This is a genomic window from Celeribacter baekdonensis, assembly GCF_003047105.1.
GTDB classification, from domain to species: Bacteria; Pseudomonadota; Alphaproteobacteria; order Rhodobacterales; family Rhodobacteraceae; genus Celeribacter; species Celeribacter baekdonensis_B.
Genome location: NZ_CP028475.1, coordinates 2542187 through 2554403 on the forward strand (window position 1 = coordinate 2542187; position 12217 = coordinate 2554403).

A 12217-nucleotide genomic window follows, 5' to 3' on the forward strand; every position below is an offset into this window, starting at 1 on the left:
AAGATCCATGCCGGAGGTCGCATCAAGCGAAAGGCGCACGGGCTGAATTTGTGGGCTGGTAACGGGTGGAGTGGCGGTCAAACTCTCCGCAGATGTTCCACCAAAACTGTCAAATTTTTGTTGATCGCCCCCTGAGATCCTTGATCAAAACTCTGAAAAGAGAACCCACTGTTTTCATATCCAAGGTCACGGAATTCGCTCATCAGACTGTCGATATTGCGCCGCAAAAGATCAAGCGTTTCACCCCGTTCCGCCGCAATCACCACATGCATCGCACCGCTTTCGGACAACTGAAAAGAAAGCCGAACCTTGCCCAATTCTTCAGGGGAGAGGGTGATTTCAACAGGACGATCCGGCAGTTGCCGTGCCGCATCAGCAAGCTGCATCGCGACCCGAGTGGGCAGATCCGCTTTTGTAACCATGCTCGCCGGTGAAGTCGCTTCATTCGCACGATCAGCGACAGACAAGACATGCGCATGTTCGCCAAGCCTCTCGGAGATACCTTCGACGCCCGCTTTAAGCTCTTCGGCTTCCGCGTTCGTCAAGGGCGTGATTGAAGACATCGCGAGAGGCGGAGGCGCAACAGAAGATGCGCCGGGTGTCGCTGTTATACGCGTTGTAGTGTCGGCCCCGCCGTCGTCCTGATGCGTTCTTTCTGGCGCGTCTACATCCCCATGACGCCCGACGCGTGTATTGCCACTGTTTTGTTGAGTGACGATATTCGCAGCGACAGATTGGTCTATGCCCTCTGTCGCATGCAGCGTGTTTTGTTGGGCAATCGTTGACGTTGGTGTGGCGATCTTTGGCGCTTCAATATGGCTCACACCCTCGGGTACGCCTTTCGACATCAGTGGCGTGAGTGTCGTCTTTTCTGAACCAGAAGGGGTAGCACTTCTTCCGGCTTGATCTGCCGTGCCTTTGAGAGCATCCGTGCCACCTTTTGGCCCGATCAAATCAGTCTCCAGCGCGACCTCGCCACCTTTCAACGTAAGGTTCCCGTTCGATTGGGCCTCGGATGTTTGATCAATTGTGGTGTCTGCCTGCAAAAGAACGGACGAGATCGCAAGTTTGACATGTGCATTGGCTGTGGTCTCAGGAGGGGTGCCTGGCTTTTCAACCGCTTTTGAAATCGTGGTTTGCTCTGCATTCGACACTGTATCATCTAACGCAAAATTCATGCCCAAAGGCGCTGTTTCATTACGGCTCATTGCAGCCGCACCACCCCAGGAGGACACTAGGCGTTGGATTTTAGCACTCTCAACAGTGGATTTTAGAGAATCATTTTTGTACGCAGCGACGTCAAAAGAGCGATCCTGTCCAACCATCTGTCCAGAGGAGATTGTGCCGATGTGGTTTAGTGAGGCCGTGACTTGAGGCATGCCATCTTGGCCGTCAGACTGGTTCGGATAACCCAGTCTCCCTGATCCATCTTGGGTTTTTTGATCCGCATTTAACCCATCCCCGATCTGATTTTCAGGAAAATCAGCTCCGGCCTCACCAACCGAAAGATCGGCAATTTCGTCAGTCGGTTTATGAGCAATACCGTCCTTTGCGTCCACCTCACCGTCGTTGATCAAGGGCAGGTTTTTACCCGGCTCAGCTGAAGGCCCGGAAAGTGCAATATTGGGTTGATCGCCCCCTTGTGCTACAGAGTGCATGTCAACAAATTTCACATCAAGGTTTTGAATAAGCGTGGTTTTGTTGGTTTGGATTGCATCAAATTGGCTCGCATCGGGCTCAATACTGTCGCCCGGTCCGTCATGCGCCTCACTGCTATCATCATTGGGCGTAACGCCCTCACTCGACACACCCGCCAACCCATCAAACATATCTTTGGCGGAAGTTTGCAACCTCTGGCCACTTCCAGCAGCGATCGCCACACCCGGCATAATCGCGTCATCGCCACCTTTCTTTACCTCGGGTTTTAGTATCTGGCTTTGCTCTCCGAAAACCGCGGCAAAGGTGCTTTCAGGATGTTCGGACAAGACCTCGTCCGGCACAGCCGTGTTTTTGGAACGGTCTTGACCGTCAGTGCGCGCAATCGCTGCGAAGTCTAAAGTCTGTAATTGCATTTCTTGCATCCGGGATTTCTTTCGCCGTGATGTCACTATCCTCCGTGAGTGGTTACCGCTTCTTTACCGAATGGGGGGTATGAGTCGAAAAATACTTCGAATTGGAGTGACCCGACCATGACCCTCAACGCAATCAATGCGATTCAACACAGTCAGACTCTAAAGACGCCACAAGATGAAAAGTTACAGAATGCCGCGAACAAGCTTGAGGCAACATTTCTCTCCGAAATGTTGAAAAGTGCTGGATTCGGCGAAACGCCAGACACATTTGGCGGGGGAACGGGCGAAGATCAGTTTTCGTCCTTTTTGGTTCAGGCTCAGGCAGAAAAGATTGTCGAAGCTGGCGGAATCGGCCTCGCAGAACACATATTTGACGCTTTAAAGGAGAGTATAAATGGCACTTCTTGATGCTTTTCGACCAGCTGCGGCGCTGTCTGATCTTTTAGATAAAGAAAAATCCGCAATTCTCAAAAGCGACTTTTCAACGCTCGAGAAACTCTCAAAAACCAAAGAATCGCTTCTTATCATGGTGGCCAAAACCCAGCTGTCCCCAACTGATTTAAAGGCGTTGAAACAACGCTCTGAGGACAACAGCCGTCTTCTTATGGCGTCGGCAAAGGGGATCAAATCTGCGCGGGAAAAATTGCTTTCGTTACGCAATACATCACGGAGCTTCACGGCCTATGGACCTGCGGGGAAAACCACTCCGATTGGCAATAAGTCGTTAACCATGAAGAAAAAAGCATAAGCGTTTGCCCGATTTTTGCCTCAAATTCGAAGCATCAATTGGGAACAGCTTAGGGAACTCTTAGCCTTTAAGCTTCATAGATCAGAGTGCATCCCGAGGGGGTGGCACGGTAGACCGGAAGCGGTCACCCGTAATCAGTCAGAATGACGATCCTGAACCTGCCCGTGGGGGTGGATCTCGAAACTCATGCGGCGCAAAATGCGTCCCAAGATCAAAGGAAATTATGCTATGTCCAGCATTCTGACCAACAATGGCGCAATGGTTGCGCTTCAAACGTTGAACTCTATCAACTCTAATCTTTCCAAGACTCAGAGCATGATCTCGACCGGTAAAGATGTTGCATCCGCCAAGGACAACTCTTCGGTCTGGGCCATCTCGAAAGTCATGGAATCGGATGTTGCCGGTTTCAGTGCAATCTCCGACAGCCTTGCTCTCGGCGAATCAACTCTGTCTGTTGCCTCCACAGCAGCTGAAACAGTCACCGACCTTTTGACCAACATCAAAGAAAAAGTCGTTGCGTCCCAAGAAGAAAACGTCGACCGCGCAAAAATCCAAACTGACATTGACGCTCTGGTTGGTCAGGTGAAATCGGTTGTCGGCGCAGCCCAGTTCAATGGTCTGAGCCTTGTTGAGGGCACCGATGATGTTAAAATCTTGTCCTCTTTGGATCGCGCCTCTGACGGCACTGTGACCGCCTCTGATATCACCGTAAACCGCATGGATCTCTCCACAAGTGCGGGGACCTATGGCTCCGGTACTTCGCTGGCCTCCAACGCCACCGCATCTGCCGCTGCAGTGTCCAATACCGCAAATACTGCCATTGTGACCGTCGGCAACACCTGGGCTGCGAATGATGTGGCAACGCTGAGTGTTGCGGGTGTTGAGGTGAGCTTTACAGCCACCGGCACGGCTGTTGCAGATGTTGGCGATGGCCTCGCGGGCCTTATCAACGGCCTTGGTATCGAAGGCGTTACAGCCACCGGTAATGGCGATGGCACTCTGACGATCAGTTCCGCCAAAGCGTTTGAAGGCGTGTCTGTAGGTGTGGGCGAAACGACTGCGGGCGATGGTGATGTCTTGATCACGACTCTCAATGGTACGGGCTCGCTAACGGCAACGTCAGGTGACATCGACGAACGTGCCGAGAGCATTGCTCTTTCGACCTCCGCTGCCGTAAAAGAGGGCGATGGCTACAAAGTTACCGTTGGCGGAAGTTCTTACAATTATATCGCTGGCAAAGGCGAATCGATGGAAGACGTCGCCAAAGGCCTGAAAACCGCAATTGACTCGGCCGGCCTCACTGACATCAGCACCACCGTTGCCAAAGATGAAACCACTGGACAGTGGTCTCTTAAGGTCGACAACGATGGCTCTTCTCTTGCTTTCTCCGTCACGGGCAACGAAGGCGGTAAAGCCTCTGGTGGCCTGTTTGGCCTCGATAGCATTGATGTAACCACCAATTCAGGCGCTGATTCGGCTCTCGGCAATATCGAGACTCTTATCAACAACTCGATTGATGCCGCTGCAGCCTTTGGTTCAGCCCAAGGTCGTATCGAAACCCAATCGAGCTTTATCTCAAACCTGACCGATGCTCTGACGTCCGGTATTGGCTCCATGGTTGATGCTGACATGGAAGAAGCGTCCGCCAAACTCCAGGCACTTCAGGTGCAACAGCAGTTGGGCGTGCAGTCCCTGTCGATCGCAAACCAAGCGCCACAATCGATCCTATCGCTCTTCGGTTAAGAGTAATTTTCCGGGCGCCAGATCGGCGCCCGGCTTTCACCGCGGTAAAACCCGCGCTGTAGAATTCATTGTCACCGGAAGGATACGACGTGAACGCTCTCCAAATGGCCCGAACGGCCTATTCCAATACCACCGCCCCAATTCGTACTCCTCGCGGCACCGAATACGAGGCTTTCGCACGCATTACACATCGTCTGCGCCAAGCCTCGGCAGATAAGAAAATATCTTATCCTGATTATGTGAAAGCTCTTTATGATAATCGCCGCCTCTGGACGCTCCTCGCCTCCAGTGTCGCTGATAAAGACAATCAACTCCCAAAGGAGCTGAGAGCAAAGATCTTCTATCTGGCTCAATTCACCGCTCAACATACATCGGCGATTCTCTCAAAAAAAGCCAATGAGTCAGCGCTCATTGATATCAACACAGCCATTATGCGCGGCTTGCATCGGGAGGGTCAGTAAATGAGTGGCCTCGTACTAAAGCTCGGCCCAAAAGAGCGGGTTCTGATCAACGGCGCCGTGATTGAAAATGGAGATCGGCGGTCTCGGCTTTCAATCGTCACGCCAAATGCCAACATTCTCAGACTACGGGATGCCATACATCCCGAAGAAGTAAACACGCCGGTACGCCGAGTATGCTATATTGCGCAACTCGTCCTCTCCGGAGATGCCGAGCCGAAAGAGGCGGGCATTCAGCTCATGCGTGGGATTGAGCAACTCAGTCAGGTTCTAACAGACCCCGACAGCCGTAAAATTTTAAATGCCGCCACATCTGAAGTTCAAAGCGAGCAGTATTACCAAGCACTTAAGTCGCTGCGTGCGCTCATTCCAAGAGAAGAACGGCTCTTGTCTGCCGCTAAATACCAATGAGCTATCAGCCTGTTGTTCCATTTGGTGGCTACGCTGGGTGGGTTGTCCTTCAACGCACAAAGGACAACCAGCAGGAGGCATTCAATGCCTCGTCTGAAATCAAGCGTGACATAGATTACTTCCGCGAGAATATCGCGGAGGTAAAGTCCGCCGAAGATCTGGTGTCCAATTTTCGCCTTCTCAAAGTTGCTCTGGGAGCGTTTGGGTTGGATGATGACATCAACAACAAATACTTTATCGAACGTGTTTTAGACGAGGGTACACTCGATTCAGATTCGCTCTCAAATAAGCTATCCGACAAACGCTATCTCAAGTTCTCAGAAGCATTTGGATTTGGAAACTTTGATATTCCAAACACTGTGCTCAGTGATTTTCCGGATAAGATCATTTCATCCTATCAAGATAAGCAATTTGAAATTGCCGTCGGTGAACAAAACGATGACATGCGGCTTGCTCTGAATATTGAGACAGAGCTGACAGAAATCGCCAACAAAGATACAACGGGAAACGGTCGTTGGTATTCAGTCATGGGAAATGAAGCGGTGAGATCGGTTATGCAAACGGCTCTTGGGCTTCCAAGTTCTGTCAGCACCTTGGATTTGGACCAGCAGTTGAGTATTTTTAAAGACAAGGCCAAACAATATTTTGGAAACTCTGAAGTCGCGCAATTTTCTGACCCCGAAAAGCGCGAAGACCTCGTAAAGCTATTTCTCATACGCTCCGAGATCAATGCAGGGTCAACAGGCACCTCAGCAGCATCTAATGCGCTTGCACTTTTGACCGGATCTTTTTGATTGAAGCGTTTTATTGAAACAACAAAAATGGTGAAATTTATATCAGGGGATGAAGCAATTTCCCTGCGGCCCAGTGGATTTGGATCTGCATAAAGATTTTGAACAGCTCTCGCGCTCAAACCGAAGTCATTCACAAATGACATCGCTGAAAACACCAAAGGCCATGCTTAAATCGAGCATTTCACCCTTCAAGCACGGCCCCTGTGATGTTTCGAGCCCTGCAATGAGGGCTTCAAAATTTGCCTGGTTAACTTTTCTGCCGTTTCGGAGTGGCAAATCCGCCGCCCTGTGCAGCTTTCCCCTTGCTGGGTTTCGCGCCACCCGCTTTAGGCTTAGCTCCCGGCTTGCCAGTCTTTGCGGCATATTTGGCAGCGGGTTTGCCACCATAGGTTTTCCCCGGTGTATCCCCCGCTCCCTTAGCCCGCTTGGGGGCTGCGCTCGGTTTTCCGGCCGGTTTCGGAGCGCGCTCCGTGCGGGGTTTGGCCGCTTGATGCGCTTCATCCAATTCGCGGCGTGTCTTCGGAATGCCAGCATTCTTGTGACGCGGCTTTTTGAACTCCCGAGGCGCATCGGAACCATAGGCGCTCTCTTTACGTGGAGCGTCAAAATCCTTGCGGGGGCCTTTGTCGTAGTCACGACGCGGGGCAGTGTCCACATCCCGACGAGGCGGCTTCGCATCCGAACGCGAGCCGGAGTTGCTGCGCGGCGCGGTAGCGGAAAATGTCGGCGGACCAGCAAGTTGGCGGGCAATGACGCCTTCTTCAAGTTCACCGCTCCCACCCAGAGACGACAAAAATCCAGAAAGGCTGGCTTGCTTGATCTCAACAAAGCTTTCAGATTGCTGAATGCGGATCGCGCCAATGTCGTCTTTCGTCAGGTTGCCTGAGCGACACAACAGCGGCAAAAGCCAGCGCGGCTCAGCCCGATCATCGCGCCCAACCGAAACGGAAAACCAGACACTCGGACCAAACGGCTTGCGTTCGCGCGGATCAGGGCGCGCATCCGGTGGCGTCAAGTCCTCAGGCGCGGATTGACGCGCGCGGAACAGACGCAAATAGGCGGCGGCGATCTGCTCTGGCGAATGCAACTCCAAGAGCTTGGCGGCAAAGGCGCTGTGCTCCTCGGTCATTTCCTCAGACCAAACCGGATCGGCCAAAAGCCGTTCCTCGTCGCGCTGGTTGATGTCATCGGCGGACGGTGGGGTGGTCCATTCGGCCTGAATTTTTGCAAATTTCAAAAGCTGTTCGGCTTTGCGGATCGAACGCGGCGGAATGATCAGCGCAGAAATACCCTTGCGCCCGGCGCGACCTGTCCGGCCAGAGCGGTGCAAAAGCCCCTCGGCGTTGGTCGGCAAATCGGCATGGATCACCAAATCCAGACCCGGCAAGTCGATCCCACGCGCCGCAACATCGGTGGCAACACAAACTTTCGCCCGCCCGTCCCGCATTGCTTGCAACGCATGGGTCCGCTCATTCTGGCTCAATTCGCCAGATAGGGTCACAACAGAAAAACCACGATTGGCAAGCCGCGCGGTCAGGTGATTGACGGCAACGCGGGTGTTGGCGAACACAATTGCGTTTTGCGCATCGTGAAAACGCAGAAGGTTAAAAATCGCGTTTTCCGAGTCGCTTTGAGCCACACGCAAGGCTTGGTAGCTGATGTCGGCGTGTTGGGTCGTGTTCGACTGGGTGCTGACGCGCACGGCATCGCGTTGAAATTGCTTCGCCAATTTGGCGATCATCGGCGGCACTGTGGCCGAGAACAACAAGGTACGGCGGTCTGCGGGTGCTTCGCCCAGCATGAATTCAAGGTCTTCGCGGAAGCCAAGATCAAGCATTTCATCGGCTTCGTCCAAGACGATGGCGCGCAGGCCCGTCATATCCAAAGACCCGCGTTGAATGTGATCGCGCAAACGACCCGGCGTGCCGACAACGATATGGGCACCACGTTCCAATTTGCGGCGTTCGTCGCGCATGTCCATGCCACCCACACAAGACGCCATCCGCGCCCCGGCTTTGGCATAGAGCCATTCAAGTTCGCGCATGACCTGAAAGGCCAATTCGCGGGTCGGGGCCACAACCAATGCAAGCGGGGATGAGGCAGGTTCAAGGCGGTCACTGTCGCCCATCAGAGTGTGCGCAATCGCAAGGCCGAAGCCCACGGTTTTGCCCGAACCGGTCTGTGCAGACACCAAAAGGTCGGCGTCTTGAAGTTCGGGGGCGTTCACAGCCTCCTGGACCGCAGTCAGCGTGTCATAGCCGCGTTCCGCGAGTGCATCGGAAAGTGTTTTAATCATGTAATAAGGTCTATCCGTGAGGGGGTCATCGCGGCACATGCCGCCATCCTGCGTCTTTGACTACAGAAGTCGGCACCATTACCGACAGTTTCGCCGGATGTATACAGCCATTCCGGCGAAAAATCTCTAAAATAAGGGGAACGGCTGTGTTCAAGGCCTGTGCGACCCTTATAGCTCGGCATAAAAACGCCGCCCCAAAGGACGGCGTTTTCACATCTGATCGTTCGGCTTGGCTTACTCGGGCAAAATCCGAACCCCACCTTTGTCAGCCGCAGAGGCAAACAAGGCATAGGCTTTGAGCGCAGTAGAGACAGCACGCGGACGCACCTCGGCCGGGCCCCAAGGCAGTGGGCCTTTGGCAACACGGCGTTTTTCGATCTCGGCGTCTTCGACTTTCAACTCAATCGTGCGATTCGGGATGTCGATCTCGATCACATCGCCCGTTTCCACCAGACCGATCAAACCACCCTCTTCGGCTTCCGGGCTAACATGGCCGATGGACAGGCCAGAGGTGCCACCAGAGAACCGACCATCGGTCAACAGGGCGCATTTTTTGCCCAAACCTTTGGATTTCAAATAGGACGTCGGGTAGAGCATTTCTTGCATCCCCGGACCACCGCGCGGGCCTTCGTAGCGGATCACAACGATGTCACCGGCTTCAACTTGGCGGGTCAAAATGGCGTTGACCGAGTCGTCTTGGGAATCAAACACGCGGGCTTTGCCGGTGAATTTGAGGATGGAGTCGTCCACCCCTGCCGTTTTCACGATACAGCCACGTTCCGCGATATTGCCGAACAAAACGGCCAAACCACCGTCTTTGGAAAACGCATGTTCGACAGAGCGGATCACGCCATTTTCGCGGTCGGTGTCGAGTTCTTTGTAGCGGTTCTCAGTGGAAAAAGCCTGTGTCGTGCGCACACCACCCGGCGCTGCCTTGAACAGGCTTTCAGCTTCGGGGTTGTTGGCAACGGAAATATCCCATTTCGCAATGGCTGCGGCCATCGTGTCGGAATGCACGGTGCTGACATCGCCGTGCAACAACCCGCCACGATACATCTGACCAAGGATCGAAAAGATGCCGCCGGCGCGGTGGACGTCTTCCATATGCACGTTGGGTACGGAGGGCGCGACCTTGCACAGCACCGGAACTTTGCGGGACAGGCGATCAATGTCATCCATGGTGAAATTCACGCCGCCCTCATAAGCGATGGCCAAAAGGTGCAGAACCGTGTTGGTCGAGCCGCCCATCGCAATATCAAGGGACATGGCATTTTCGAAGGCTTCAAAACGTGCGATGTCGCGCGGAAGCAGACCCGGAACCTCGTCTTCGTAATGCTTTTTGGTGATCTCAACGATCTTGCGACCCGCTTCCAAAAAGAGGTGTTTGCGATCCGCATGTGTCGCCAAAGTCGAGCCGTTGCCCGGCAAAGCCAGACCCAGAGCCTCGGCCAGACAGTTCATCGAGTTGGCAGTGAACATACCAGAGCAAGACCCGCAAGTCGGACAGGCGGCGCGTTCAATCGCGTCAACCTGTTCGTCGGTGTATTTGTCATCAGCCGCCGACACCATCGCATCCACGAGGTCGAGCTTTTGCACGATGTCGCCATCTTGCACTTTGCCCGCTTCCATCGGGCCACCGGAGACGAAAATCACCGGAATGTTGAGGCGCATCGCGGCCATCATCATACCGGGGGTGATTTTATCGCAATTGGAGATACAGACCATCGCATCGGCGCAGTGCGCATTGACCATATACTCGACCGAATCCGCAATCAGTTCGCGCGAAGGCAGAGAATAAAGCATCCCGTCATGGCCCATGGCGATGCCGTCGTCGACCGCAATGGTGTTGAATTCTTTCGCCACACCACCCGCATTTTCAATCTCGCGCGCCACCATTTGACCAAGGTCTTTGAGGTGAACGTGACCCGGTACAAACTGGGTAAACGAATTCACGACGGCGATGATCGGCTTGCCGAAATCGCTGTCGGTCATGCCGGTTGCGCGCCAGAGGCCGCGGGCACCGGCCATGTTCCGGCCATGAGTGGAGCGGCGGGATTTGTAATGGGGCATAGTTTTGGCTTTCGTTCTGTAACGTCAGTTTCATCCGCAAAACGCTGCGGGTCTGATGCTCCATACGGCTTTCGGAGCATCATTTCCAGTCTGGATGGTGTGGCGCGTACGGGTTTAAAGTGGCTTTTTCTTGCGTTTCAACGTGTCACCAAACTCAAGAGACGGCTCAAGCGTGATGATTTCGCCACCCGGCGCGTCAGGATTGTCGACGCGTTTTGCAATAATTTCCGCCGCTGCGCGCCCCACCTCAACCCGACAGGCGTCCATCGTCGCCAGCTTGCGCGGCAAGCCGTCGAGGAACTCAATCCCGTTGAAGCCCGCCAGCCCAATTTCGCCCGGCACATCAATGCCGTTGTCGAGACAATACAAAAGCCCACCGGCCCCGATCATATCATTGGAATAATAGAGAAAATCCAAAGGCTCTTCTTGGTTCCGCTGCAACATTGCCTCGGTCATTTCACGGCCTTTGGCCAAGGCCGAGCCGCCCGAATAAAACTCGCTATCCGCGATTTCCAACCCGGCTTTCGCCAAGGTTTCGGTAAACCCTTCAAACCGTTTGCGCGCCCGGTGATCGAGCGGCATTTTGGTGCCCAGAAACCCGATCCGTTTGTATCCGGCATCAATGATCGCCTGCGCCATTTTGCGACCCGCGCGACGGTGCGAAATGCCCACGGCGGAATCAATCGGTTCACCATCCGTGTCCATGATTTCGACAATCGGGATGCCTGCGGCCCCCATCATCGCCTTCGCCGCTTCGGTGTGTTCAAGCCCGGCAATGATCACGCCCGAAGGCCGCCAAGACAACATTTGATACAGAACCGTCTCTTCGCGTTCGGGTTTGTAATTTGTCACGCCCACAACCGGCTGCAATTCGGTGTCATCCAAGATTTGCGAAATGCCAGTCATCACCTCAGGAAACACCATGTTCGACATCGACGGGATGATCACGGCAACAAGGTTCACGCGAGAAGACGCCAAAGCACCAGCGATTTTGTTGGGCACATAGCCAAGCTCGCGCGCCGCTTCCAAAACCTTGGCGCGGGTGGCCTCGGAGACATCGCCGCGGTTGCGCAACACCCGACTGACGGTCATCTCGGACACCCCGGAGGCCTCTGACACGTCGCGCAACGTCAATGGTCTCTTGGAAGGTGTTTTCCCTGAACCCTGCGACATAATCTTAGCCTCCTGTAAAATTTTAAATTTCCACCACTCTACAATATAAATCGCCCTTGTCCACGCGTTGCAACATGTATATGTTAACGCTAACAAGTTTGCTCGGTTTCACCACGATCCGTTTTTAGGCGCTGCTGAAATCTGGCATAAAAAATCCGAATGCCCTGCAAGCTCTCTAACTGTCAGTGCTGTTTCGGATTTCAAAGGGGGAGTGGTGGGCCAAATTCGCTCCCCCTTTTTCACTTTCCTGATCAAGCATCCCCGCCAATACAGCCCCCACCACCGCCCAGCACAAAACCCACGCTTGGCTCTTGTGTCACAGACCCCTCACCCGCTAAACACCTGCGCGTGTGGTCCCGTGGCTCAACTGGATAGAGCAGCCCCCTCCTAAGGGGCAGGTTGCAGGTTCGAATCCTGCCGGGGTCACCAAAAACTCTGTAAAGAGGAGAATC

General features: G+C 53.8%; 10 protein-coding genes and 1 tRNA gene. 7 read left to right on the top strand and 4 right to left on the bottom strand.

From position 1 onward, the window contains the following. Nucleotides 1-77: 77 nt before the first annotated feature. Entirely contained in the window at nt 78-2081 is a 2004-nt protein-coding gene (fliK, locus tag DA792_RS16165; protein ID WP_107721091.1) for a flagellar hook-length control protein FliK, read from the bottom strand. Nucleotides 2082-2189: 108 nt separating this feature from the next. On the opposite strand from fliK, the gene DA792_RS16170 reads away from it, so the two are divergent. The 6 genes from DA792_RS16170 to DA792_RS16195 all read left to right on the top strand — a co-directional run bounded on the left by DA792_RS16170 (nt 2190) and on the right by DA792_RS16195 (nt 6226). Beyond that, nucleotides 2190-2480 carry a rod-binding protein gene (locus DA792_RS16170; RefSeq protein ID WP_107721093.1) on the top strand — a complete coding sequence of 97 codons (291 nt, stop codon included), beginning with the start codon at nt 2190-2192 and terminating at the stop codon, nt 2478-2480. Further along, nucleotides 2467-2820, top strand: a complete 354-nt coding sequence (locus DA792_RS16175) for a hypothetical protein (protein ID WP_107721094.1) — start codon at nt 2467-2469, stop codon at nt 2818-2820. Before DA792_RS16170 ends, DA792_RS16175 begins: the two co-directional genes overlap by 14 nt. A 228-nt stretch (nt 2821-3048) precedes the next feature. Then, nucleotides 3049-4563, top strand: a complete 1515-nt coding sequence (locus DA792_RS16180) for a flagellin (RefSeq protein WP_107721096.1) — start codon at nt 3049-3051, stop codon at nt 4561-4563. Nucleotides 4564-4652: 89 nt separating this feature from the next. Continuing rightward, nucleotides 4653-5024: a flagellar biosynthesis regulator FlaF gene (gene flaF, locus DA792_RS16185; protein WP_439099367.1), complete on the top strand. Its 372-nt coding sequence runs from the start codon at nt 4653-4655 to the stop codon at nt 5022-5024. After that, on the top strand, nt 5025-5432 hold the full coding sequence (flbT, locus tag DA792_RS16190) for a flagellar biosynthesis repressor FlbT (RefSeq protein ID WP_107721100.1): 408 nt from the start codon (nt 5025-5027) through the stop codon (nt 5430-5432). Further along, complete coding sequence (locus DA792_RS16195; protein WP_107721102.1) at nt 5429-6226, top strand: DUF1217 domain-containing protein; 798 nt, start codon at nt 5429-5431, stop codon at nt 6224-6226. Before flbT ends, DA792_RS16195 begins: the two co-directional genes overlap by 4 nt. A gap of 247 nt (nt 6227-6473) precedes the next feature. On the opposite strand, the gene DA792_RS16200 is transcribed toward DA792_RS16195, so the two are convergent. The 3 genes from DA792_RS16200 to DA792_RS16210 all read right to left on the bottom strand — a co-directional run bounded on the left by DA792_RS16200 (nt 6474) and on the right by DA792_RS16210 (nt 11765). After that, the gene (locus tag DA792_RS16200) at nt 6474-8522 is read right to left on the bottom strand and encodes a DEAD/DEAH box helicase (RefSeq protein ID WP_199908081.1); all 2049 of its coding nucleotides are present in this window, start codon (nt 8520-8522) and stop codon (nt 6474-6476) included. 234 nt (nt 8523-8756) lie between these two features. Then, nucleotides 8757-10592, bottom strand: a complete 1836-nt coding sequence (gene ilvD, locus DA792_RS16205) for a dihydroxy-acid dehydratase (RefSeq protein WP_107721108.1) — start codon at nt 10590-10592, stop codon at nt 8757-8759. Nucleotides 10593-10706: 114 nt separating this feature from the next. Next, nucleotides 10707-11765 (bottom strand): LacI family DNA-binding transcriptional regulator, encoded by a 1059-nt coding sequence (locus DA792_RS16210; RefSeq protein ID WP_107721109.1) that lies wholly within the window; start codon nt 11763-11765, stop codon nt 10707-10709. Between the two features lie 352 nt (nt 11766-12117). Between DA792_RS16210 and DA792_RS16215 the strand changes: the two genes are divergently transcribed. Next, nucleotides 12118-12194, top strand: a tRNA-Arg gene (locus DA792_RS16215). The last annotated feature ends 23 nt before the right edge of the window (nt 12195-12217 follow it).